Source organism: Nitrosomonas sp. Nm51, from assembly GCF_900111165.1.
Classification (GTDB): domain Bacteria; phylum Pseudomonadota; class Gammaproteobacteria; order Burkholderiales; family Nitrosomonadaceae; genus Nitrosomonas.
Map to the genome: position 1 here is coordinate 33,850 of NZ_FOGH01000016.1, position 22,868 is coordinate 56,717.

Here is a 22,868-nt window from a genome sequence, read left to right on the forward strand (position 1 = left end):
CCACAAATATTTCACAAAATCGAATAGAGGATAAGATAGTCTTTATAAATCAATTGTATGGGTATTGATAAGCTGCATGAGAATAAGCGCGGTAAAAATTATCAAGCCTAACAGGCTGAAAAAAGCCAGATTGCGATATTTTTGGGCTAGTTTTTTTTGACTGAATGTCGATAAGATAAACGGATGATGCTTCTGGATTGTGTTACAGAGCGTATAAACTGTAGGCATCCTTGATAATTCTTGCCGGCGTTCCTCAGCTTCTCTGCTGGCTGCTGTTCTGACTTTTTCCCATTCAATCATGTCAAGTACACCGTTCTTATCTTGATCGAACTGATTTAGTATGTGATTGTAATTGTGCTTCCATTCACGAATTACCGTGCCGGTCATTTGGTGATTATTTGGAATGCAGCGTCCTCCGCCACTTGATTTAAAATTTCCGAGAGCATAAATGGAGTCGTGTGTACGTATAAGTTTTTCAATATACCGATAGCGCTTGCCACCGATAATCTTAAAAAAACTTTTAGTGTTATTTGGATGATTTGGTTTTTTTGTATAGCCATACCAGGTGTGCGAGTGACTTGTTTGGACTTCCGCGCCTATAGGATCAATTACGCAGTTTCCAGTATCATCACTAACAACAAATTGCTCGGTGCTTGTTTTTTCTTCTATTGTTGACCAATGACTACTTTTGCCAGAGCGTCGATGACGTTGTATTTTATAAGTAAACCAGACGCAGGCGGTGTTGGAAAGTGGGGCAGACAGCATATGTTTCTGGGGGCTGGATACTGTGCCCACAATTTCAACATAGCCCTGGGCGGCAGAGCGAATTTTTGAAGTGGGTGTATCTTCAATCAGTCGGGCGCGCTTGAGGTAATAGAAAGTCAACCAGCAACAAGCGGCTGCCATTATGATTGAAAAAAAAAGAAAAAAAAGCTCGGCGTCACTTTGGAGCAGCGTATTATTGTCAATTAAGATCATTGAAATAACAGACTTACATTAACATCCGCTCTATTGGTTTCGGAAAACTCCAGTAAATCGAATGCTTTGAACCCAAAGCTTTTTGCAACCAGCACATCAGGAAACTGTTCAATTCGAATGTTATTTACATTAGTGGATTCGTTATAAAATTCGCGACGATCAGCTATGTCATGTTCCAGTGATGTGATGCGGGATTGTAAATGTTGAAATGATTCATTTGCTTTTAGTCCCGGATATGATTCCGCCAGAGCAAATAAATTTCCCAGACCCATACGCAGCTGAGTTTCCGCCACACCTAATGCTTTGATATCTGAATCTTGTTGTGCATGAGCTACAGCAGAGCGTGCCTTAATAACAGTTTCCAAAGCATTTTTCTCATATGCCATGTACTGTTTACATGTTTCGACAAGTTTGGGAAGTTCATCGTGGCGCTGTTTAAGTAGGACATCAATATTTGACCATGCTTTAGATACATTATGCTTCAGCTGAATAAGATTGTTGTAAATCAATATTAAGTAAACAATCAATAAGCTAACAGTAATTAAAGTCACTATTGTGGAAATTTCCATCTTTATTCCTATCGTAAAATACAATCAAAAAGTTTGAATACAAAAATCGTGAGCTGTAAGTAGTGAATCTAACGGATTAGTCAGAACCGAAATTGAGTAATTTAAAAAATTATTGTCTGTATGATTGTATGGGTGTACATAACAAGACAGGGTTTAATTCCTAAATAGAGGAATAATCTGTAGCTTTTCTTGCTTTTGTAATAACTAGACGTTAGTATTTATGTGTTGGATTGTAATTATAATTATTCGAATAAACGTTCAAAATCATTGTTAATCTGCCTAAAGTTTATTAGCAGTGTGTCGATGTAACATTCAACTAAAATAATTGATAAGGAATTTAAATTGAAAGTCGATAATTCAATACAATCAGTAACAAATGTTTCATCTGGAGACGTTAAAAAACGTTCTGAAAGCGCGACATCTTCATCGAGTATTCATTCTGAAAATGCAAATAGCGCTGTCCATATCAGCGCACACTCGACAAATCTGAAAGCGGCTGAGAATGTTTCTAATAATGAAGCTATTGTTGATCTGTCCCGTGTTCAAGAAATCAAGTCAGCGATTAGTGAAGGCACTTTTAAAGTCAATCCCGACGTAATCGCTGATCGCTTACTTGAAACTGCAAAGGAATTAATACAGAGTAAAGAAAGGCATTCTTGATGACAGTAATTCAAAGATCGGAAAGTTTTGCTGCTGTCATTGACAGTGAAATTGGTACAGCTAAGGCATTTGTAGAGGTATTAAAAAAAGAAGAGGGTGCCTTGATTCATGGCCGCATTGATGAGCTTGATATGCTGGCTTCGGACAAGACCCGATTAGTTGAAAAACTGGAAAACCTGTCTAAACAAAGAAAACAATACTTATCTTTCTTGGGTTATTCTCCTGATAAAAGTGGCATGCAACTATGGTTGATGAAGCAAGCAGGCGTTGAACTGCAAGAGCAATGGAATCAATTAATGGAACTAGCAAAAACTGCCCAGCAGATTAATCGGACAAATGGAAGCGTTATTTCAACGTATTTGCAATATAATCAACGTGCGTATTTGGCGCTACAAAGCGCTTCCGGTAATATCTCACTTTACGGTCCTAAAGGTCAGGCTTTTATTTAAACTAATCATAGTGCCTATTAAAACCAGCTAATTTTAATTAAGGTTTTGTTTTATAGTCTATTTCTTTGCGGCAGGTAAATATAACTTTGGCCGTCGTTCGCTGTCTTTGCCTGTTTGACGATGCTGGCGTTTCTGGTTGATCAGGTACAACATTGCTGCGTTTTGTTTCAAAGCGGGCAAAGCAAAATACAGAGCGCAATACATATTTCCGGGAGAAAGTGCGTGGATGATTCCTCCTCTACCTCCTCCGGATTGGAAAACTTTGTATAAGACCATCGCCTTTGGTATAAAACCAGCCGTGCCCGTCTATAATGATTCTTCTTGATAGATAGGACCGGGTCAACGTATGCTCGAAGCGTGTTTCAGTTCTAACGCAGCCAATCTAACAACCAGCGTCAGACGGATGGTTTCGCTTTCCCTGAAAAAACAAATTGCATAAACGATCCACCAAATTGAATTTGGAATGAAGGTTTTCGAATTAGCGGGAAGTGCTGGTTAAAAAGGTGTTTAGTTTTTCTCTACACATATAATGATAAAATTCGTTAACAATATGCACACTTTTGCAAAATAATGGGTATGTCTATGAAGAATGTAATTATTCTCACGCATGGATGGACAGGCAGTTCGGTGTTTGCAGCATTATTGGGGAAAGCAGGTTACTGGTATGGCGAGGATACATTTCAAAAAACCGATTATGACACCTACGAGAATCTCAAGTTAGTTGAATTGAATAATCAACTGTTATCCGAATTAGGTTATACGGGAAATCGCGAGCATGAGATTCTTTCTTCGAATGTACTGGATGATTTGGCGCGAAGTGCTGAAAAGATCGACCTTGCGCCGTACAAGCAATTTCTGGAAAATTGCCAACAGCATAGGCCATGGGTCTGGAAAGATCCAAGACTTGCATTAACAATACGTATCTGGGCGAAACTTCTGCCGCTTGATGACGTCACGTTTATGGTCCTTACGCGTGATGATGAACAAGCATGGATTACGTCCAACTTACGCCGACATATTCAAAGTTATGCGTTCACCCGTGAGTATAACGCTGCCATCACCGAAAGTATAAAAAAATTCCTGTACGAGCATCGTCAGGAATTCATCGAATTTAAGTTTGAGGATTTGCAGCTAACACCGGAAAAAACGTTAGAAGCACTCAATCATTTTTTGTATCTCCGCCTGACAATGGACAATTTAAAATCAGTATATAAATTTCCGCTCTACAAAAAGACTAGAGGCCTGAAAGACAAGCTGACCGCGTGGCTCATTTATTTAAAAAACTATCGCCATCGATATGATACACACTCAGCTGAAAACAAATTGTAACTATTTTCCCCTGAGAAATACCAAAAAATACTTGACAGGCTTTGGGGCAATTAAAATTCAAACATTGCACTCAGAAATTATTACCTTTGAGCGGCCTCAGATGAGTCACTGATGAATCTACTGGGCCACAAGATGAACAAAAATCCTCATAAAAACTGCGTAAGCAGGCTTTTAAATGGTAAAAAGGTGATGTTATCATTAAATTCCGTGGTTTCTTGATGACCAGTATAGACAAAACTTGCGTTCGACAACAAACCGACGGCATTAAAGTTGAGTTTGAACAATTGTACAAGCGAGGCAAGATAATGCCTGAAGTGCGTGCATTAATGAACAAGCATGCTGTTGATCATTGATTTGATTCTGTCTATTTTTCAGGAGCGTCGAGCCAGAATTGATGTTCTATTTGGAAAGTGGCTGAGCATATTGATACAGAGATCAAACAATGTCCCCGTTGTCAGTACACCACCAAGGGACACTTTCCTGCAGAACTGTATGACGGAAAACAATATGGCAACGGCGTTAAGGTGCTGATGATCAGCCTGCCATTCTATCAGATGTTGCACTGAACCGGGCAGGTCAGATGGTGCAGCCTTTGATTGACGAGACTTTGTCTGACACGACACCGGCGGACTGGGAAGATCGGGCCATTACGCAATGCTGCAGAGTCCGATTATGTTTGTTGATGAAACCGGATTAAGCGTTGGCCGGAAAAACCACTGGATACGGGTTTGTTGCGCAGGTGGCATTACACTGAAACGGTTGCATCAAAAGCGTGGCAAAGAAGCCATTGAGCCCATCCATATTATTCCCAGTTATGGCGCCATCATCGTGCATGACTGCCGGGAATCCTATTTGAGCTATGATCATTGCTCATTGCGGTCATGGATTGTGCAGTGCGTATTTGTTACGTCAGTTAACATTGTTGGTGGAAGCCAGCCAGTATGCCTGGGTGAAAAATATGAGAAAACTACTGCTAAAGCCCGCCATGAAGTGTCGCAATCGGATGGTAAGTGCCTGGATAGCATCGTATACAAAGAACTTCAAAAACATTATCGCAATCTGTGGGTGCGCAGTGAAAAAGAAATGCCGGGTATCCTGCCCAAAGCTGCAGGAAGCCGTGACAAAACGGGTAAATCCGATGTGCATAATCTGCTTGAGCGATTGCGTAAATATGAATCGACTGTTTTGCTATTTGCTAGAAACCCGCAGCTTGCCTTCACCAATAACCGCAGTGAACGGAACTGTATGGCTAAGAGTAAATAAAAAGTATCCGGCTATTTTCGAAGCGGGCTATATGCGTAGACTTATTGCCGTATTATCGGCTATCTGCAGACTATGGCCAACAAAGTCATCAACCCCATCAACCCCATCAACCCCATCAACCCCATCAACCCCATCAACCCCATCCCCGCTATTCAAATGGCCTTGGCTGGACAGGCTGTTGAAGGGAGCGAGTAGTCACCTGTTTCGTTCATAAAGTCGACACCATGGATATTAGGGCAAAGGTACTTTCTGGACTTCGATGGACTGTGACTGCGCGCTTTGTTGGCCAGTTATTTAACTGGGTAGTAACTATTATCGTGATCCGGATTTTGAGTCCGGAAGATTATGGTTTGCTGGCCATGGCAACAGTATTCGTATCATTCTTATTGTTGTTGGGTACACTCGGCCTCGATGTCCCGCTCGTTCAAAACAAAGATCTGACTGAAAATGAACGTCGTCAAATTTTTGCAGCAGTTGTTTTGGCTAACCTGACAATTTTTGCTGGATTATTATTGTGCGCGCCGCTCATTGCCGGCTTTTTTGGTGAGCCCTTGTTAAGTTCCATTGTTCGGGTCATGTCAATCAGTTTTATATTTGAGATTTTTATAATCTTACCGTTAGTCCAGCTTGATAAAGAAATTTCGTTTAAGTATCGTTCTATTGTTGAATTAATTTCGACGGTATTCGCCAGCCTGTCAGTGTTGCTTTTTGCCTATCAGGGTCTGGGTATTTGGTCGCTTGTATTTGGATCATTAATCTTGAATGCGGGAAGAACGATTGGCATGAATATTATCTCTCCGGCTTGGTGTAAGCCCGATTTCTTTTTTACAGGGCTCAAACATCTGTTTTCATCAGGTGGCTTTGTAGTGCTCGGACGGTGTTTACGGTATGTGCATGCAGAGTCGGACAAACTGATAGGTGGGCGTGTTATGGGGGCCGATCTGCTTGGTTATTATGCCGTAGCATACCATTTAGCTTCATTTCCAATTGAGAAGCTGTCTGGACTTGTCCAGTCCATTGCTTTTCCAGCTTTTTCTAAAGCACAGCAGATTACAAATAAGACGGGTGCCTATTTCTTAAAAGCAAACCAGGTTGCCTGTGTTATAGCTTTTCCAGTTTTTTTGGGGATTTCTTGTACAGCGCCTGAGTTAGTAAAAATTTTTCTCGGTGAAAAATGGGAGTCAGTGATTTTGCCCCTGCAGATACTTGCACTTATTATGCCGTTAAGAGCGCTCGGTAACATTATTACTCCGCTGTTATGGGGAATAGGAAAGCCGCATGTGAATGCATTCAACTTATTTATTGCATCAATTATCATGTCAATTTCGTTCCTGATCGGTGCTCAATGGGAAGCATATGGGCTTGCGTTAAGCTGGTTATTTGCTTTTCCGGTGGTTTATTATTTTTTTCTTATCAGAACATGCCCGCTGATTGGAATTGATGTGTACGACTGCTTGAAAACAATGATAGGTCCCGCGGTTTCGAGTTTTGTCATGTTTTTGTCAGTTATTTATCTAAATCCATTTGCTTTTGGTTCGTCTGGGGATATATTGCACCTGCTTCAACTTGTTGCAATTGGCATTATAACGTATCTGTCTGTTATGTGGTTGTTTTTTCGAGACAATGTCCTTGTTGCATTCGATTTAATAAAAAAGTAATGTAATTGTTCAGTGAACAGCTAACTGGCAGATACCTTCCGCCTGATTAAAAACCATGACGTTATACTAATGCTTGTCCATCCGGCGGTACTGAATTGCCTCGGCAATATGCTGGCTGCCAATTTTTTCGGAACCCGATAAATCTGCGATGGTGCGCGCGAGTTTGAGTATACGGTGATACGCACGGGCGGACAGATTCAGGCAGTCGATCGCCTGTTTAAGCAGTGTTTCGCTGACGGTGTCGAGTGCGCAGTATCGGTCGATTTCTTCTACACTCAGCAGGTTGTTGGTTTTGTTCTGACGCTTAAGCTGTCGCTGACAGGATCGTTCAACGCGTTTTCGTATCACACTGCTTTTTTCACCAGTGGTTTGCTGACGCATCAGTTCTTCCTGTAGCAGTGCCGGTACTTCAATTTGAATGTCAATGCGGTCAAGCAAAGGCCCTGAAATTTTGCCGCGGTAGCGTGCAATCTGGTCGGGTGTGCAGTGACATTTGCCGGAATGATGGCCCAGGTAACCGCAGGGGCAGGGATTCATGGCGGCAATCAGCTGGAAACGTGCGGGAAACTCGGCCTGACGGGCAGCGCGGGAAATAGTGATTTTACCGGATTCAAGTGGTTCGCGTAGTACTTCCAGCACTTTGCGGTCGAATTCAGCGAGTTCGTCAAGGAATAATACGCCGTGCATCGCCAGTGATATTTCACCGGGGCGCGGATAACTGCCGCCGCCCACGAGTGCAACGCCGGATGCTGTGTGATGCGGCGAACGGTAAGGCCTGCGCTTCCAGTTGATAATGTCAAAACTGCCATGGCTTAAAGACTGTAGGGCGGCCGATTCCAGCGCTTCGTCTTCGGTCATGGGTGGCAGAATGCCTGGAAAACGCGCCGCGAGCATTGATTTGCCGGTGCCGGGCGGACCGATCATCAGCACGCTGTGATTACCGGCGGCGGCGATTTCCAGTGCGCGTTTGACTTTCGCCTGTCCCTTGACTTCGACCATGTCCGGATAATCCGGTATACCGTCCCGGGTATCCGGCAGGCTGCTATAAACGGGCAGCGTTTCTTGACCTGTCAGGTGTGCGCAGATTTGCAGTAATGATCGTGCGGCATAGACATGCGCCTGTCTGACCAGTGCGGCTTCAGCAGCATTGTGATGCGGCAGAACAAAACTGCGGCCCGACTGCGCGGCGCGGTAGGTCATGGCCAGCGCGCCGTGTATTGGGCGTAGCTCCCCAGTCAGTGCCAGTTCTCCGGCCCATTCATACTGATCCAGTTTCTCGGCAGGTATTTGTCCCGATGCGGCAAGAATGCCCAGCGCAATCGGCAAATCAAACCGGCCGCTTTCCTTGGGTAAATCCGCAGGCGCCAGATTGACGGTGATACGTTGCGCCGGGATTTTAAAGTGGGCGGTTTGCAACGCGGCTCTGACACGGTCCTTGCTTTCCTTGACTTCAGTTTCCGGTAAACCAACGATCGTGAAGCTCGGCAACCCGTTGGCAATGTGCGTTTCTACCGTGACAAGCGGTGCGTGCATACCCGACAGGGCGCGGCTGTATAAAACGGCTAGCGACATGTGAAAAACAGGCTTGTTTTAACTTTAACTGTTTGTCCATATAAGCGGCTTTTTGCAGGTAAAGTCAACATTGATCTTCCTGCCGCAGTGTATGTTTGCAGAGTGCTTCGCTAGGTTGAAGCGGTTTGCGCAGGGTCGGTATCAGCGTTGCGTTCGGTTTCGGGCTCGGTTGTAGCCTGGTTTTCCGTTTCTGGCAGGCCAAGCTGCTGCTCAAGTTCTTTGACTTTGGTCTCGAGCTGAATCAACTTCTCGCGTGTTCGCAACAGCACTTCATGCTGTACGTCAAATTCCTCCCGCGTTACCAGATCGAGACGGGAGAAAACGCCGGACAATACAGCACGCATGTTTTTTTCGACATCCTTAGCCGGACTGTTTTGCAGGATTTCACTGACTTTTGAATTGATTTCTTCAATAACATTTTTATTCAGCATTGTTTTCTCCATTAGAGTTAGTTGTGACGGCCGGTAGTTAATGGGAAGCAACCGTATCGTGATAAAATGCAGCACGATCAATTGAATTTAATAATGACCGCACGATATACACACTTGTTATTATCAGCGCTTAATCGGCAGCTGTTCGATTTGGTAAAAGTAAAAATATGCCGGTCAGTTTTGATCGTAACAGGATTTGATGGCAGGGTCATCCTCAAACAGATCTTAAAACAGATTTACAACGTTTTAATATACGCATGAATCGCTCTCAACTTCTTGAAAACTGGATACAACATCAGTTTCCGGGGATGCCGTTTACACTGCAGCCGACGTCTGCAGACGCCAGTTTCCGGCGTTATTTTCGTGTTCGTATCGGCGATAAAACGCTGATTGTGATGGATGCGCCGCCTGCGCAAGAAGACTGCGCGCCGTTTATTCATGTCGCGAAATTATTGGCAAATGCGGTGCATGTTCCGAAAATTCACGGGCAGGATGCGTCGCAAGGTTTTTTGCTGCTATCAGATCTGGGTGATTTAACCTACCTGCGAGCGCTCACCGAACAGCCTGAAACGGCGCATCGGCTATATGCACAGGCAACTGATGCGCTGGTCAGTATGCAGTTGATCCAGACATTGGAAAATTTGCCTGCCTATGACGAGAAGCTGCTGCGGTTTGAACTGAATCTTTTTCCTGAGTGGTATATTGCGAGTCATTTACAGGTTGAACTGAGTGATAAACAAAAAAAAGCGCTCGGACAGGTGTTCACACGCATACTGCAGAATAATCTGGCACAACCATGTGTTTTTGTGCATCGGGACTATCATTCGCGCAATCTGATGGTGTCCGAACCTAATCCGGGTATTTTGGACTTTCAGGATGCAGTGGCAGGTCCGGTTACTTATGATCTGGTTTCCCTGTTCAAGGATGCCTATATTCAGTGGGATGAAGCGCAGATTCTCGACTGGACGATCCGCTACTGGGAGAAAGCACGCCGGGCCGGAGTGCCTGTGCAGCGTGATTTTGGTGATTTTTACCGTGACTTTGAATGGATGGGCGTGCAGCGCCATATCAAGGTGCTCGGTATATTTGCACGTTTGGCGTATCGTGATGGTAAGCATGCTTATTTGGATGACATGCCCCTGGTTATGCGTTATTTGCGCAAAACATGCGAGCGTTACCACGAATTGAGCCGCCTGCTCAATTTGCTGGACGAACTGGGCGAAAACGAATCAAACCGGAAAATTGGCTACACATTCTGAACCCGTGCCATACCATGCCATGATTCTGGCTGCCGGGCGGGGCGAGCGTATGCGGCCGTTAACGGATGCACAGCCGAAGCCGTTGCTGCGTGCCGGCAGCCGCCGGCTAATTGAATACCACATCAGCAGTCTTGCGCATGCGGGCTTTCAGCATATCGTCATTAACCACGCGTATCTTGGCACAATGATCGAAGATGCACTGGGCAACGGAGCGCGATACGGTATTCAAATTAGCTATTCACCAGAAAAAAAAGTGCTGGAAACAGCGGGGGGCATCGCGAATGCACTTCCGCTACTGACAGATGCTGGTTATCACCGTCCTTTTCTGGTGGTCAATGCGGATATTTACTGCGAGTTTGATTATACGAGCCTTTTACCCATTCTGCAGGTTATGCACCGAAACAGTTCAGGACGGCATGCACATCTGGTTCTGGTCAATAATCCATTGCATCATGCCGAAGGTGATTTTGCATTGAAACAAGATCGTGTTGTGTTAACAAGGGAAGATTTTCTGACGTTTAGCGGCATCGGTGTTTATCATCCACTGCTGTTTGAGGATGTGACGCCAGGTAAACCGGTTAAGCTTGCACTGATATTGCGTGCGGCGATCAATAATGCATGTGTGACAGGTGAATTTTTTCCAGGCATCTGGATGGATATCGGAACGCCTGATAGACTGATGCAACTGGACAGCCTGCTGAATGCGCGACATGCGAACGGCTAGTACTCTATCAATATGATATTGCCGGGTTCAGTGCGCTTGTCAGTGTTCATGGCAAGGCGTGTCTTGCAGGAAATAGTCGTTCTATTACCAAAAGACACAACGCAGTCCATGGATGCTGACAAGCTCACCCACTGGGCGTTACCATGGTGTCCTGCAACCGTGTTACAGTACTTGAAAAGGGAACAACCCTTTCCTGCGTACTGTGCCTTGTTGCATAACATGCATGGTAACGCCATACCTGGCAATATCATATTGATAGAGTATTAGTCATGTTAAAGTAAAAGACCGATGGAAAAGATTAAACAGTTTTTAAAACGGCGCAAACAATTGGCGTCGATGATGGAAAGCGGCGTTGCTGTCATTCCGACGGCGCCGGAGCGGTTGCGTAACCGTGATGCACATTATCCCTACCGTTTTGACAGCTATTTCTATTATTTAACCGGATTTAAGGAACCGGAAGCGGTTTTAGTCATTGTGACGGCAAAAGAGAACGCTGCCAGACATATTCTGTTTTGCCGGGCCAAAGATCCGGAACGTGAAATCTGGGATGGTTTTCGCTCCGGCCCGGACTGTGCCAAGGATACATTCGGATTTGATGAAGCGTATGCCATTTCAGAAATAGATGAGAAACTTCCGGAACTGCTGGCCAATCAAACTTCGGTGTATGCGGCTTTCGGATATGATGCGGCCTGGGATCAACGTATCACGGGCTGGGTCAATCAAGTGCGTGCGCAAAGCCGCAACGGGGTGACAGCGCCCGGCGAAATCCATGATTATCGTACATTGCTGGATGAAATGCGGCTGATCAAGGACGACAGTGAGTTGCAGATCATGCGCCGCGCTGCCGATATCTCGGTACAGGCGCACCGCAGGGCGATGCAGGCCACGCGTCCCGACAGATACGAATATGAAGTCGAGGCCGAATTGCTCTATACTTTTTACCGTCATGGCGCGCAATCACCCGCGTATACGTCCATTGTCGCCGGCGGTGCTAATGCCTGCATTCTGCACTACATCGACAATAATGCTCAGTTAAAGCAGGATGATCTGCTGCTGATTGACGCCGGATGTGAGCTGGAAGGTTATGCATCCGACATTACGCGTACATTTCCGGTCAGTGGTCGGTTTTCTTCGGCACAGAAAGATATTTATCAACTGGTATTAGCCGCGCAAATGGCGGCCATTGAGCAAGTCAGGCCCGGCAATACCTGGAACGATCCGCATCAGGCGGCGTTGCGGGTTCTGGCGCAGGGTTTTGTCGACTTCGGATTATGTCAGGGAAGCGTGGATGGTGTGCTGGAGTCGGGAGATTACAAGCGTTTCTATATGCATCGCACTGGCCACTGGCTGGGTATGGATGTGCATGACGCGGGAGAATACAAGCTGCAAGGTGAATGGCGCGCGCTACGTCCCGGAATGACGCTGACGGTCGAGCCGGGCTGCTATATCCGGCCTGCTGAAAATGTACCGCAGCAATTCTGGAATATAGGCGTGCGCATCGAAGACGATGTGCTGGTTACAGCTGATGGTAATGAACTTTTAACCGCAGCGGCACCCAAAACTGTGACAGAGATAGAGGAGTTAATGCAATGAATGATGACCAGCGCAGAATAATTATCAAACGGATATCCAGTTACGAACAGCGGGGAGATGATGCTCAGGACCGTGTGCCGCTGCCGCCGATCAACCGCTGGGTCGCGCTGGTGATTATGATTCCTGTTTTAGCGTTGTTGGCAGTGCTCGGTGTATTCTTTTTTACTATTTTTGTCGCTTTGTTTTCCATCATCGCTGTTATTTTCGGATTAAGAATCTGGTGGTTGCGAAAAAAATTTCAGCGGTCCATGCATCATACGAATACTTCCCGGGCGGAACGATCGGCTACTGAGCAGTCTTCAGATTCCGGTATTGTTGAAGATGCCGAAATTATTGAAGAGACCGCCGGTATCAAGGATAGTAAACAATCGGATGCGCACCGTAAATAAAACCGTATTTGGTGCCGCATAGAAAATATTTTGAATTGGCGAACTTTTTATTTGAGCGTTCAAATCACCAGCTTACATACTCGCATTCAGTTGTAGCTGCTAAGGAGTCGTTCATAAATAACTGTAAACACCTAGATCGTATCTGGCGGGCACACTGCGGCGTTGTTCGTCGTCGCCATAGCTTGTGCCATGACTCATCTTCCCGCCTTGCATTGCATCCCGCCAGACGCGCCCGATTGTCATACTTATTTATTCGCGGCTCCTAAGTCACAGTGATAAACCATTGATCTGGATAATACCAGCGTTGTATCTGAATGGCGCTCGCACCTGTTGGCGTCGCAATCACGGCAAATACTACTGTCACCGCAGAAAATAAAATAAATCATCTGGCCGGACGAAAGTTATCGCTTCCCGGAAGTTACGAAAAACTCTAAAAATGTATTTTCTTGCAGAATGGTTTGTCATTCCTCTACAATGCAGAAAACCGATTTGACAATGCTGCGCCCAGCTGCACATAACAACAATAAATTGGAAACGCTGTTACGCTGTTTATAGAATTGGCTGGTCTCTTGCCTGTTATGTATTTTTAATCGTTCTGTCTGCTTTAAGTATTCGATGTCAGCGCCGTACTCTACCGCCCGGTTGTCCTTTCATCTTTTTTATGTCTATGATCCCATGTGCAGTTGGTGCTATGCGTTTGACAATAGCTGGCTCAAATTGCAACAAGTGCTGCCTGAACAGGTGCAAATCACCTGTGTGCTGGGTGGTCTCGCGCCTGACACGACTGAACCGATGCCGGAAGCAATGCGCAGGATGATTCAACAAACATGGCGGAAAATTGAAAAGATGGTGCCAGGCGTGCGTTTCAATTATGATTTTTGGTCGCGCAACACACCGGTGCGTTCGACATATCCGGCATGCAGAGCAATTCTGGCAGCAAAAAAACAAAATCCGGCTGTCGAAGCGCAAATGCTGCGGGCGATACAAAATGCATATTATCAATTTGCTAAAAACCCGTCGCTTTTTGAAACATTGCAGGAATGCGCCGAAGTAATTGGCTTGGACAGCGCCGAATTCAGATCAGACTTATCCAGTGAATATATTGATTCGGCCCTAAAGCAGCAGCTTCATCTGGCAGCCGGGTTAAATGCATTTTCATTTCCGTCGTTGCGGCTGTTACATCAGGATACGGCTTATCCGATTACAGTCGATTATCTTGATCATCAAACAATGCTGAAAGATATTAATAAAGTGATCAATGATGTTTAGCGCTGTTTTTAAAGAAATCCATAACAGCATTGCAGATGGCTTTTTAACAGTCAGTTAAAATTTTTAAGAATAAATGCATACAATAAGGAATCTTCATGAGCAGTATATGGTTTAAGGACTATACAATCGAGTATCTGGAAGGGTTGCGTAATGCCAACATGGGTGAGCATATTGGTATTCATTTTATCGCGGTCGGCCCTGATTTTCTGAAAGCGCGCATGCCGGTTGACAAACGCACCACACAGCCCTTTGGTATTATGCATGGTGGAGCAAGCTGCGTATTATCGGAAACGCTGGGCAGCGTCTCAGGATGGATGACTATCGATCCGGATAAATTCCGGGCGGTTGGTCTGGAGCTTAATATCAATCACATCCGCGCGGTGACCAAGGGGCATGTCATTGGCACCTGCACACCGTTACATACAGGAAGACGTACGCAAGTCTGGCAGACCGACATTACAGAAGAAGCCACTGGAAAGCGCGTGGCGATATCGAGACTGACATTGGCGATTATTGACCATGGAACGCTCAGCACGCAAAAAGAACATGTCGCTGTCGACAAAAAGGACTGACAGGTTTTTTAATTGCACGTAACAGTACGTAAATACCTAACAACAAAAAACCGTAAAAAACCCCTCATAATGAGGGGCGCAATATATCCGATTACAGGCAATGAATTATTTTTGCATTGTTTTTCTGAACATACGGTCTATTTTTTCTGCTGTATCCATTGAACGCCTATTCGCTTCGTTGGCAATATTGACGGCATCATTGGCTTTTGCATTGGCTGCTGCAGCATCGGATTTTGCTGCAGCAACATCAGCTGACAGTCTGTCGATCTGAGATTGCATATCGGCTCTTGTGGAATCCAGATCACCCGTCGTTGCACATCCGGTTACACCGATAAATGCGCCCGCTGTTACCGCTAATGCCAGTGTGCGTTTAATATCTGTAGTCATGCTAATTTATCTCCTCTTTCATTTTTAACGATTTATTCACTAATGAAACCAACCTTGTTACGAGGCACTTCTGATTTTTAATATCAGCAGTCATTTAGCATATTAGCTGATTTATTCTGTAAAATAAATGGCTTCCAAGGCGATTATGAAATCTTTTTAACCGGGCATTTTCCGGGTAACAGCCAAGCCTAACGGATTTTAACCATAACGCCGGGTTTTATCCATTTTCCCAGGAGGTCGATCTGTTCATTTGTTAATGCAATACAACCGTTGGTCCAATGAAACTGGTCATGTATCTCGGGGTCGCCGCGGCCAATGCCATGAATACCAATATAACCGCCTAAAATGGTATTTTGTGGCGGTGTTTTTTCCTGGTTGGTTGCCGTCAGGATTGACCGCCAGGTTTCTTCGGTGATCCGGTTTTCTTCCAGGGCGCGCCGTGCTGTTTCTCGGTCAGGATAATCCAGACCGAAAAACCGGTAGTATTGGCTTTTTTCATTGATCCAGCCGATCCTGAAGTCACCCAGCGGGGTTTTGTCATCTTTTGTTATTTTATACCAGGTTGTTCCAAAGCGTCCGATGGCGATATTTTCGAATACCTGTTGCACTGTATCGCCTTGCATGACAGTAAGTGTGTGATCGACTGTATTGACATCGATCCATATTTCATTGGCATTTGCACCGAAAGCCAACGCGCAGAAAAAAAACAGACCAATGACTTTAGTCGATAACCTCCAGTTTTGCATAATCACCACCCTGCTTATCTTTATCTACAGATATCAGTATCAATGTATTCGGTGATTATGTCATAATTTACGCGTTAGGGACTCTTTTGTTGAAATTTTTATATGTGTCTGGCAATCCCGGCGCGGATTGAGTAATTGACTGACGATGATAACCCCGTTGTCGAACTGTCCGGTGTGTGTAAGGAGTCGTTCATAACTAACTGTAGCACCTGGATCGCATCTGGCGGGCACACTGTGGCGTTGTTCGCCATAGCTTGGTGCTATGACTCATCCTCTCGCCTTGCATTGTATCCCGCCAGCCGCGCCCAATTGTCACACTTATTTTTTCGCGGCTCCTAAGGATGCAGGCCAAAATAACTTGAACAATATGGCCTAAGTACTCCCTCGTAAAATGCCCGATACAGGCTAAAGTGTTCAAGTTATTTTGGCCTTGCTCCTAAGGAAATTTCTCTGGCATTGGCTGAGCAAATCGAACGAGGGGATTATGTGATTGTGTATGCAGGTTATGCAATACAGAACTCACTGTCGCGGAAGCGGAACGGACACTGGCTTTGTTTGATGGATTATACAAACAAGCTGAAGAACATTAACAAACCGATCCTGTATGAAGAGTACTGAAGTATTCCGGGACGGTAAGCTCGCACGTAAAATCGCCACAATGATTGCCAATGTGCAATGCGGCTGATCCACACCGCCAATATTACCTGATGGGATTTTCACCGTATTCAGCAATCATGTGCTTACGCCGTCGGCGATTTCACACATTCTTCAATCGCCGGAAATACGGCAACTGGGGCTGGCGCAGCTGGATGGTTTTATTGGTCCGGCGCATGCGTTTACTGCGATCGGGTCCAGACCGTATGAATATTTTGCCGAAGAATTTCAGAAACCGGTTGTAATTGCCGGATTTGAAGCGCTGGATGTAATGCAGGCGATACTGATGCTGATCCGGCAGTTAAATGCAGGCCGCGCTGAAGTGGGAAGCGGGTTTGCCCGTGCGGCGTCGTCGCATGGAAATATAAGGCGCAAAGGCTGGTAGCGAAAGTATTTGAATTGCCGCATTCTTTCGAATGGTACGGTCTTGGGAATGTGCCATACAGCGCGTTGCGCATCAAATCCCGTTTCGCAGATTTTGATGCGGAGCAACGATTCGAGATTCCCGCTTTCCGCTTGCAGATTTATAAGGCGTGTGAATGCGGCGCGATTTTGCGCGGGATTAAACATCCGCGTGACTGTAAAATTTTTGGCACCGCCTGTACGCCGGACAATCCCGTCGGTTCCTGTATGGTTTCCTCCGAAAAAAGTGTGGTTCTGAATCCGCGCTATAAAAGCACGGTTAATCTGTACGGTTCGGAGTGCTGGGCTTGTTTACTGCCCAAACGGGTTGACCCGGACAAAGCGGCACCGTTTACACAAAACCGTTTGCCGATCAGCTCCAGTGAGGCCTGCGATATGAGGCTGATTGACGATTGCATTGCGTTGGATAGGCCGCGATTTATTGGTCGTGAGGCCGAACAACGTGCGCACGCGGCAGACTATACATCACGGTTACAACAGAAAGTGCAGCGATGCAACCAGGACGAGCGGCAAAAGCCGCTGCAACAATACTGTGAGGAAGAACTGCAGCATATGCAGCGCAATTTCTACGGTTTTGACCCAAGCTATCATGTTGCGCGCCACCATTTCGTCTGCAAAATTCCGCATGTCCGGATGCCGCTGTATCTGGCAGGGCACCAGCGTATCTGAGATAAGGCTTGGTCATAAACATTGTGAGGAAAATCACTGATTACTGACTGGCAGATTGAGACAATCGGTTTGTGAATTGTCTGTCAAAGTAGGTCTGTTGTGGTGATTGGTTATGAATGAGCAGAATAAACCAGATGGTGCACCAGCCCAGTTGCCCGGATATGCGATTATTGCGTTGATCTTGGGACTATTTGTTTTTCAGGACACTTTTTTTGAATCTTCGCGCCCTGCAATGTCGGAGGCTGAAAAAAGCAGTAGCGAGGATGTGCGGTCCAGGCTATGGCAAGATCCTTTTGAAGCCGTGACATTACACCGCAAAAAATTTCGTCAATTTCCAAATGAAAATAATTACAAAATAACTGTTAGCGATGATGACGGTACGTATGCCTATCAATTGGATCAGTCAATACAGCGCGTTTGTTATTCTAATGACCCTGATACCCGTGCGCACTCGATTAAGGAATTACGCTGTCAAATGCAATTGAATTCAGAACTTGCCAATGAAAATGCGAGCGCCGATGGTGTGCATGTATTGGCCGTTATGGTCCCTGGCGGGCCTTATGCTGAAGATCAGGAATGGCGGCTGCGCAGTCGGTTCGCATTGATATCAGGACTTAGTGCAGCCGGTTATGTGCCGGAAGAAGCCGAGCATATCGGTTTTGTCGATTTTTCTTCGGCATGCAAGTCAGCCATTGATTCCTCTGACCATGGCGCTATTAAATTTTGCGACAATCCTGCTTATATGCCCTATGAATGGTTTAAACCGTTATTCCCACGTACTAACGGATTTGTTGGTGACCGACGAAATCCATTGAAAAAAATTTTGGTGCTTTGGCTGGATAACGATGTATTTTCTCGCACCGATATGCCTTTAAATCTACTCGGGCGTTTAATTAACGGAATTACACCTGGAGAAGACACAGAAAAACCGGCTGTTAAGCCCAATTTCAGTATTATCGGACCACAAAGTTCTAATGTGCTGAAAAAAATGTTTAACGAGCTTCAAAAGATCGCTGAAATCTGCTCGAGCGCACCGGAAAAAAATATATGTAGAAATCATAATTATCATGATCTATTGACCACATTAATTTTTTCACCATTTGCAACTAAAAATGTAGAGGTGGAAATAAATGGGGGTGACAGGAATTCAGCTGGATTTTCTTTGACAGGTGAAGCAAATTATGACTTTAAGTGGCTTAAAGACCGTGTAATCAGGACAATCAGTACGAATGAAAGACTGGCCAAGACTTTGGTTTGTGAGCTGGCGCTTCGAGGTGTTAGTTTTGATTCCGCCATGGGTGGCGTTGAAAATGCAGAGAACAAATGCCCGCTGTCGGTATTTAGTAGATCGCAAGTCAAAGAGAAAAAAGAGCATATCGTGTTGATTGGTGAATGGGATACTGTGTATTCCAGAAGCCTAACTGAGTCCGTAAAAGAGCAAATAAAAAAATATAGCGATGACCAAGGAAGTATCGATGAATGGGTGCACAGTTTTAATTATTTGCGCGGTATTGATGGTATTAGTGCCGAGCAAGCAACAAGCATCCAAACGAACAGGAAAGAAGATTCCCAAAAGGCTGACTTATCCCGGCGCCAAAGTTTAAAGCAGTTGCGCCGTCCGACGGGTTCTAACCAATATGATTACCTGCGGCGCTTGGTCGAGCATCTCGAATATCTTGAAAAAACTAAAGCAAAAGAGGGCGGGATCAAAGCGATTGGTGTATTGGGCAGTGATCCATACGACAAGCTTTTAATTCTGCAGGCACTGCATAAACGGTTTCCTCGGGCAGTTTTTTTTACGACGGACCTGGATGCAAGATTCTTGCATCCAGCTGAACTCCCATGGACACGTAATCTGGTTGTTGCGTCATCATACGGCCTTAAATTACATGAAACATTGCAGCGTGACACTATGCCTTTTCGCGACAATTATCAGACTGCATTATATCTGAGCACCAAACTGGCAATTCATTGTCGGCTTGAATCTTTGGTCTTTTCATCCTACTCCAGCGTGAAATGCAATGATAAGAATCTGCAAAAGATAATCGATAGTGAAAAACTAGTAAAACAGCCAAGGTTGTTTGAAATTGGCAATCGCACTGCAGTTGACTTGAGTCATACGCCAGGGCATGGCATTCATCCTGAACCTGAGTATTCATCCGATAATTTAGGTGGTATAGATCTCATGTTATTTATAGCTTTCATTCCCTTGATATCGTTCCTTTTAGTTAATCTGACACCTAAAAGATCTGGGCCTGTCGTTTACCTCCTGGCATCGGGTTTGATTGGGGTTTTGATCTTATACATGATACTGCAATCGCGAGAAGATGCCGTTCTGCATACTTTTTCATTTACGAATGGTACAAGTACCTGGCCGGCCAATGCGATTCGGTTTTTTGCATTAATTACTGCAATCGGGTTCTTTATTTTTCTAATACGGCAACTGAATAGAAGTAATCAAAAAATATCGGAGAAATTTATTTGTGCTGCTCAGCCATATAAAGATGGGCAGCAAAATAAAATGTCAGATGACAAAAACTGGCTGTCATTTTTATGTGTTGATGCCTGGCATAACAGAGAAGAGAAAAATAACAAAAGCAATGCAGTATATTTTATCGATTTGTGGAATGAATATCTCAAAATGAGAGAAGCCAAATACTGTGTCTCACGAGTGGTTATGACGCTGTTGTTATATGCGGGGTGTATTATCATATTAAACCAAACGAATTTTTTCGAAATGCCCGGTATTCCTGCTCGCGGTGCGGCCAGTCATCGTGTGAATGAATTAATACTCTCTGCAGTTGTTTTGTTGTATCTGGTGCTTATTTTTACCATTGCGGATATTACGCACTTGAGCAGTCACTTTATCATGTTGCTGCGGAAAAATGAGGTGATGTGGCCGCGAGAAGTATTGGATATTTACATTAACAAATACGGAGTATCGCAAAATGAGGATTTAGCAAAAAATAAACTAAAAATGGATATGATCAGCCGCCTTGCCGGTGACGTCAATTCGTTTATTTATTATCCATTTATGATACTGTTTCTGCTAATTTTATCCCGTAGCCATTATTTTGATAACTGGCACTATACACCGCTGCTTTTCATGATAATCAGCTTTACAGCGGTGATTGCTCTGGGTAGTGCTATTAGATTGAGAAAGGCGGCAATTAACGCCAGGGATGATTATCTGGAAAAACTTAATTTTTGCTACTGGCAATCAATAGCGCGTGATGCCCAGCAAAAAAATGATGCAATGCATCATGGAATCAGGCTGTTGACAGAAGAAGTTAAAAATCTGAATACTGGTCCGTTTCAACCTATCGGACGTCACCCTATAGTCTTGTCTTTGCTCATGCCATTAGGCAGCGTGGGCGGTCTTTATCTCATAGAATATTTTTTAGGCGCCGCTTAACTTCTTAAAAACTTCGCAACAACGGAGGCTTTATAGTGACGGATGTTGGTCGTTAAGATTGCTGTTGCTGTTCTTCGGAGTTCATATTATATTCACTCGAAAACCGGTATCCTGTTCCCCTGACGGTCTGCACCAGATAATCCTTGCCGATTTTTTCCAGCACCTTGCGCAGGCGGCGGATATGGACGTCGACGGTTCTGTCCTCGATGAAAACATGGTCGCCCCAGATGCGGTCGAGCAGTTGTGTGCGCGTGTAGACACGTTCCTTGTGCGCCATGAGAAAGTGCAACAGGTGAAATTCAGTAGGGCCGAGTTTGACCTCGGTGTGCTCGTCATCCCTGTCATCGGGATAGGCGAAGACGCGGTGTGTTGTCGGATCGATTTTCAGGCCGCCGGCTTCGATAATTTCTTCCGATATTTCGGGTGCGCGCCGGCGCAGCACGGCTTTAATGCGCGCGATCAGTTCGCGGGGTGAAAACGGCTTGGTAATGTAGTCATCCGCGCCGGCTTCGAGTCCTGTGACTTTGTCGTCTAGGTCTGTTTTGGCAGTGAGCATGATGATTGGGATCGACTGTGTGCGTGTGTTGCGGCGTAACTGGCGGGCGAATTCTATGCCACTGGAATCGGGCAGCATCCAGTCGAGCAGGATAAGATCGGGTAAAACGTTGTTCACCATTACAGTTGCCTGTTCTGCATTCATTGCGCTGACTGGTGTCAGTCCTGATTTTTTCAGGTTATAGGAAATCAATTCCTGAATTGCTGGCTCATCTTCCACGACCAGTACGGTTATAGACATTAGAGAAGCTCCATCTAATTTATATAACGTTGAAAGTATATGCTGGCCGCCATAATTCACATTCATTCACAAATTACTCGACCACGCGAACGGGAAATGTTTCATTATTAATTTAAAGCGCAGCTGTGGCTAGCGGTTTCAGCGCATCACAAATGACAAAATATTACTAAGATAAGATGACATTTTTGTGACAATTTCATAGCGTGCCATCAGCAAGCGGCATTGATTTATGCTTGTCGATCTTTCCGTGGGCTGATTTTCGATCTACAAAAGGCGCCAACAAGCTGCATGTTGGTCTTAATCACAACGGTTACCTGCCTGAGTTCGCAGTCATCACCGATGGAAAAACCAGCGATGTTGAAGTCGGGCGCGCACTGGTATTTCCAAGCGGCAGTATTGTGGCAGGACAGAGGCTATACAGATTATCCATGGTTTAATCAACTGCTTGACCTGCGATTTCAGGCTTCTGATTTCCTGTTGTTCGGGTGTCAGTTTTCCCTTATCGCGAAACGCCTGCCCATCATCTTCCGCGAGAGAACGTTTAACCCACCGTCCAAGCATGTTGGCATTGATTTCCAGACTTCGCGCCGCCTCTGCCAGCGTTAACCCCTGATCCAAAACCAGACTGACCGCATCTAACTTAAATTCCTTTGTATACTGCCTTCTCGTTCCCGTTTTTTCTTCTCCAATTAAGTCTATTTTCTCTTAATTGGAGTGTCCGGGTCTATTAGACCATGCAAAGTTTTTTTGTAAAGCAATTCAATAACTTTATAAAAAATTGGTCAACGTTGAATTTGGTACCATAGTAAAATTTGAGTACTTGAGTATCAGGGCAATCGGGCTTAAAAATACTTGAAAATAGAAATTAGTTGAGGTATTAGGTTTATCATTTTGATTTCAAATGATAGACAAACCAACGGCAACGCCTTCAATCATTCATCATTTTTCAAGTATAAAAGACCCAAGAGTGGATAGGCAAAAGAAACATCAGCTCCAGGATATATTTTTTATCACTCTTTGTTCAGTTATTTGTGGAGCGGACAATTGGGTGGCTATTGAGGAA

22 protein-coding genes and 2 pseudogenes are annotated in these 22,868 nt (G+C 44.9%); 15 read left to right on the forward strand and 9 right to left on the reverse strand.

Translation table 11 applies throughout. The annotated features are described in order from the left end of the window. Nucleotides 1–42: 42 nt before the first annotated feature. Together BMY60_RS07425 and BMY60_RS07430 are read right to left on the reverse strand one after the other, a co-directional pair. Nucleotides 43–978, reverse strand: a complete 936-nt coding sequence (locus tag BMY60_RS07425) for a GIDE domain-containing protein (protein ID WP_090332583.1) — start codon at nt 976–978, stop codon at nt 43–45. Then, nucleotides 975–1,547, reverse strand: a complete 573-nt coding sequence (locus tag BMY60_RS07430) for a LemA family protein (protein ID WP_090332585.1) — start codon at nt 1,545–1,547, stop codon at nt 975–977. Before BMY60_RS07430 ends, BMY60_RS07425 begins: the two co-directional genes overlap by 4 nt. Nucleotides 1,548–1,889: 342 nt before the next feature. On the opposite strand from BMY60_RS07430, the gene flgM reads away from it, so the two are divergent. From flgM to BMY60_RS07460, 6 genes are all read left to right on the forward strand, one after another. Next, nucleotides 1,890–2,207, forward strand: a complete 318-nt coding sequence (gene flgM / locus BMY60_RS07435) for a flagellar biosynthesis anti-sigma factor FlgM (RefSeq protein WP_177166626.1) — start codon at nt 1,890–1,892, stop codon at nt 2,205–2,207. Further along, nucleotides 2,207–2,656, forward strand: a complete 450-nt coding sequence (locus tag BMY60_RS07440) for a flagella synthesis protein FlgN (RefSeq protein WP_090332587.1) — start codon at nt 2,207–2,209, stop codon at nt 2,654–2,656. Before flgM ends, BMY60_RS07440 begins: the two co-directional genes overlap by 1 nt. A gap of 582 nt (nt 2,657–3,238) precedes the next feature. Beyond that, the gene (locus BMY60_RS07450) at nt 3,239–3,985 is read left to right on the forward strand and encodes a hypothetical protein (RefSeq protein ID WP_177166627.1); all 747 of its coding nucleotides are present in this window, start codon (nt 3,239–3,241) and stop codon (nt 3,983–3,985) included. Nucleotides 3,986–4,657: 672 nt separating this feature from the next. Next, nucleotides 4,658–5,248: a hypothetical protein gene (locus tag BMY60_RS07455; RefSeq protein ID WP_090332590.1), complete on the forward strand. Its 591-nt coding sequence runs from the start codon at nt 4,658–4,660 to the stop codon at nt 5,246–5,248. A gap of 72 nt (nt 5,249–5,320) precedes the next feature. After that, a complete protein-coding gene (locus BMY60_RS16230; protein ID WP_256250751.1) occupies nt 5,321–5,443 on the forward strand; it encodes a hypothetical protein in 123 nt (40 codons plus the stop codon). Between the two features lie 29 nt (nt 5,444–5,472). Then, nucleotides 5,473–6,906 carry a lipopolysaccharide biosynthesis protein gene (locus tag BMY60_RS07460; RefSeq protein ID WP_090332591.1) on the forward strand — a complete coding sequence of 478 codons (1,434 nt, stop codon included), beginning with the start codon at nt 5,473–5,475 and terminating at the stop codon, nt 6,904–6,906. Nucleotides 6,907–6,972: 66 nt separating this feature from the next. On the opposite strand, the gene BMY60_RS07465 is transcribed toward BMY60_RS07460, so the two are convergent. Both BMY60_RS07465 and BMY60_RS07470 read right to left on the reverse strand, forming a co-directional pair. Further along, complete coding sequence (locus BMY60_RS07465) at nt 6,973–8,478, reverse strand: YifB family Mg chelatase-like AAA ATPase (protein ID WP_090332593.1); 1,506 nt, start codon at nt 8,476–8,478, stop codon at nt 6,973–6,975. A gap of 110 nt (nt 8,479–8,588) precedes the next feature. Beyond that, nucleotides 8,589–8,909 carry an accessory factor UbiK family protein gene (locus BMY60_RS07470; RefSeq protein WP_090332594.1) on the reverse strand — a complete coding sequence of 107 codons (321 nt, stop codon included), beginning with the start codon at nt 8,907–8,909 and terminating at the stop codon, nt 8,589–8,591. Between the two features lie 257 nt (nt 8,910–9,166). Here BMY60_RS07470 and BMY60_RS07480 point away from each other — a divergent pair, with 257 nt between their 5' ends. The 4 genes from BMY60_RS07480 to BMY60_RS07500 all read left to right on the forward strand — a co-directional run bounded on the left by BMY60_RS07480 (nt 9,167) and on the right by BMY60_RS07500 (nt 12,874). Next, a complete protein-coding gene (locus BMY60_RS07480; protein WP_090332597.1) occupies nt 9,167–10,168 on the forward strand; it encodes an aminoglycoside phosphotransferase family protein in 1,002 nt (333 codons plus the stop codon). Then, on the forward strand, nt 10,152–10,892 hold the full coding sequence (gene murU, locus BMY60_RS07485) for an N-acetylmuramate alpha-1-phosphate uridylyltransferase MurU (protein ID WP_371264196.1): 741 nt from the start codon (nt 10,152–10,154) through the stop codon (nt 10,890–10,892). Before BMY60_RS07480 ends, murU begins: the two co-directional genes overlap by 17 nt. Before the next feature lie 288 nt (nt 10,893–11,180). After that, nucleotides 11,181–12,485, forward strand: a complete 1,305-nt coding sequence (gene pepP, locus BMY60_RS07495; protein WP_090332601.1) for a Xaa-Pro aminopeptidase — start codon at nt 11,181–11,183, stop codon at nt 12,483–12,485. Next, on the forward strand, nt 12,482–12,874 hold the full coding sequence (locus BMY60_RS07500) for a hypothetical protein (protein WP_090332603.1): 393 nt from the start codon (nt 12,482–12,484) through the stop codon (nt 12,872–12,874). The genes pepP and BMY60_RS07500 overlap by 4 nt, the downstream gene beginning before the upstream one ends. Before the next feature lie 111 nt (nt 12,875–12,985). Here the strand turns inward: BMY60_RS07500 and BMY60_RS16235 are convergent, their stop codons facing one another. Then, nucleotides 12,986–13,117: a hypothetical protein gene (locus tag BMY60_RS16235; protein ID WP_256250752.1), complete on the reverse strand. Its 132-nt coding sequence runs from the start codon at nt 13,115–13,117 to the stop codon at nt 12,986–12,988. Between the two features lie 432 nt (nt 13,118–13,549). Here BMY60_RS16235 and BMY60_RS07505 point away from each other — a divergent pair, with 432 nt between their 5' ends. Both BMY60_RS07505 and BMY60_RS07510 read left to right on the forward strand, forming a co-directional pair. Next, on the forward strand, nt 13,550–14,143 hold the full coding sequence (locus BMY60_RS07505; RefSeq protein WP_090332604.1) for a DsbA family protein: 594 nt from the start codon (nt 13,550–13,552) through the stop codon (nt 14,141–14,143). Between the two features lie 95 nt (nt 14,144–14,238). Further along, complete coding sequence (locus BMY60_RS07510) at nt 14,239–14,715, forward strand: hotdog fold thioesterase (protein WP_090332606.1); 477 nt, start codon at nt 14,239–14,241, stop codon at nt 14,713–14,715. Between the two features lie 105 nt (nt 14,716–14,820). Here BMY60_RS07510 and BMY60_RS07515 read toward each other — a convergent pair whose 3' ends face one another. Both BMY60_RS07515 and BMY60_RS07520 read right to left on the reverse strand, forming a co-directional pair. Then, entirely contained in the window at nt 14,821–15,102 is a 282-nt protein-coding gene (locus BMY60_RS07515; protein WP_090332607.1) for an Lpp/OprI family alanine-zipper lipoprotein, read from the reverse strand. Nucleotides 15,103–15,290: 188 nt separating this feature from the next. After that, nucleotides 15,291–15,848 carry a L,D-transpeptidase gene (locus BMY60_RS07520; protein WP_090332609.1) on the reverse strand — a complete coding sequence of 186 codons (558 nt, stop codon included), beginning with the start codon at nt 15,846–15,848 and terminating at the stop codon, nt 15,291–15,293. A 736-nt stretch (nt 15,849–16,584) separates the two neighbouring features. On the opposite strand from BMY60_RS07520, the pseudogene hypD reads away from it, so the two are divergent. Next, a pseudogene (hypD, locus tag BMY60_RS16630) lies at nt 16,585–17,594 on the forward strand (hydrogenase formation protein HypD). 631 nt (nt 17,595–18,225) lie between these two features. Beyond that, nucleotides 18,226–21,009: a hypothetical protein gene (locus BMY60_RS07530; RefSeq protein WP_143057390.1), complete on the forward strand. Its 2,784-nt coding sequence runs from the start codon at nt 18,226–18,228 to the stop codon at nt 21,007–21,009. 52 nt (nt 21,010–21,061) lie between these two features. Here the strand turns inward: BMY60_RS07530 and phoB are convergent, their stop codons facing one another. Beyond that, complete coding sequence (phoB, locus tag BMY60_RS07535) at nt 21,062–21,805, reverse strand: phosphate regulon transcriptional regulator PhoB (protein ID WP_090332612.1); 744 nt, start codon at nt 21,803–21,805, stop codon at nt 21,062–21,064. Between the two features lie 438 nt (nt 21,806–22,243). Next, nucleotides 22,244–22,495, reverse strand: a pseudogene (locus tag BMY60_RS07540) (transposase); the annotation flags it as partial. A 211-nt stretch (nt 22,496–22,706) separates the two neighbouring features. Between BMY60_RS07540 and BMY60_RS07545 the strand changes: the two are divergent. After that, the coding region (locus tag BMY60_RS07545) for a transposase family protein (RefSeq protein WP_143057391.1) at nt 22,707–22,868 on the forward strand (162 nt) is incomplete at its 3' end.

Excerpts from the sequence above, each read along its gene's own strand:
- BMY60_RS07425 (WP_090332583.1), bottom strand. The coding sequence starts at position 978 with ATGATCTTAATTGACAATAATACGCTGCTCCAAAGTGACGCCGAGCTT.
- BMY60_RS07430 (WP_090332585.1), bottom strand. The coding sequence starts at position 1,547 with ATGGAAATTTCCACAATAGTGACTTTAATTACTGTTAGCTTATTGATT.
- BMY60_RS07440 (WP_090332587.1), top strand. The coding sequence starts at position 2,207 with ATGACAGTAATTCAAAGATCGGAAAGTTTTGCTGCTGTCATTGACAGT.
- BMY60_RS07450 (WP_177166627.1), top strand. The coding sequence starts at position 3,239 with ATGAAGAATGTAATTATTCTCACGCATGGATGGACAGGCAGTTCGGTG.
- BMY60_RS07455 (WP_090332590.1), top strand. The coding sequence starts at position 4,658 with ATGTTTGTTGATGAAACCGGATTAAGCGTTGGCCGGAAAAACCACTGG.
- BMY60_RS16230 (WP_256250751.1), top strand. The coding sequence starts at position 5,321 with ATGGCCAACAAAGTCATCAACCCCATCAACCCCATCAACCCCATCAAC.
- BMY60_RS07460 (WP_090332591.1), top strand. The coding sequence starts at position 5,473 with ATGGATATTAGGGCAAAGGTACTTTCTGGACTTCGATGGACTGTGACT.
- BMY60_RS07465 (WP_090332593.1), bottom strand. The coding sequence starts at position 8,478 with ATGTCGCTAGCCGTTTTATACAGCCGCGCCCTGTCGGGTATGCACGCA.
- BMY60_RS07470 (WP_090332594.1), bottom strand. The coding sequence starts at position 8,909 with ATGCTGAATAAAAATGTTATTGAAGAAATCAATTCAAAAGTCAGTGAA.
- BMY60_RS07480 (WP_090332597.1), top strand. The coding sequence starts at position 9,167 with ATGAATCGCTCTCAACTTCTTGAAAACTGGATACAACATCAGTTTCCG.
- pepP (WP_090332601.1), top strand. The coding sequence starts at position 11,181 with ATGGAAAAGATTAAACAGTTTTTAAAACGGCGCAAACAATTGGCGTCG.
- BMY60_RS07500 (WP_090332603.1), top strand. The coding sequence starts at position 12,482 with ATGAATGATGACCAGCGCAGAATAATTATCAAACGGATATCCAGTTAC.
- BMY60_RS16235 (WP_256250752.1), bottom strand. The coding sequence starts at position 13,117 with ATGACAATCGGGCGCGTCTGGCGGGATGCAATGCAAGGCGGGAAGATG.
- BMY60_RS07505 (WP_090332604.1), top strand. The coding sequence starts at position 13,550 with ATGTGCAGTTGGTGCTATGCGTTTGACAATAGCTGGCTCAAATTGCAA.
- BMY60_RS07510 (WP_090332606.1), top strand. The coding sequence starts at position 14,239 with ATGAGCAGTATATGGTTTAAGGACTATACAATCGAGTATCTGGAAGGG.
- BMY60_RS07515 (WP_090332607.1), bottom strand. The coding sequence starts at position 15,102 with ATGACTACAGATATTAAACGCACACTGGCATTAGCGGTAACAGCGGGC.
- BMY60_RS07520 (WP_090332609.1), bottom strand. The coding sequence starts at position 15,848 with ATGCAAAACTGGAGGTTATCGACTAAAGTCATTGGTCTGTTTTTTTTC.
- phoB (WP_090332612.1), bottom strand. The coding sequence starts at position 21,805 with ATGTCTATAACCGTACTGGTCGTGGAAGATGAGCCAGCAATTCAGGAA.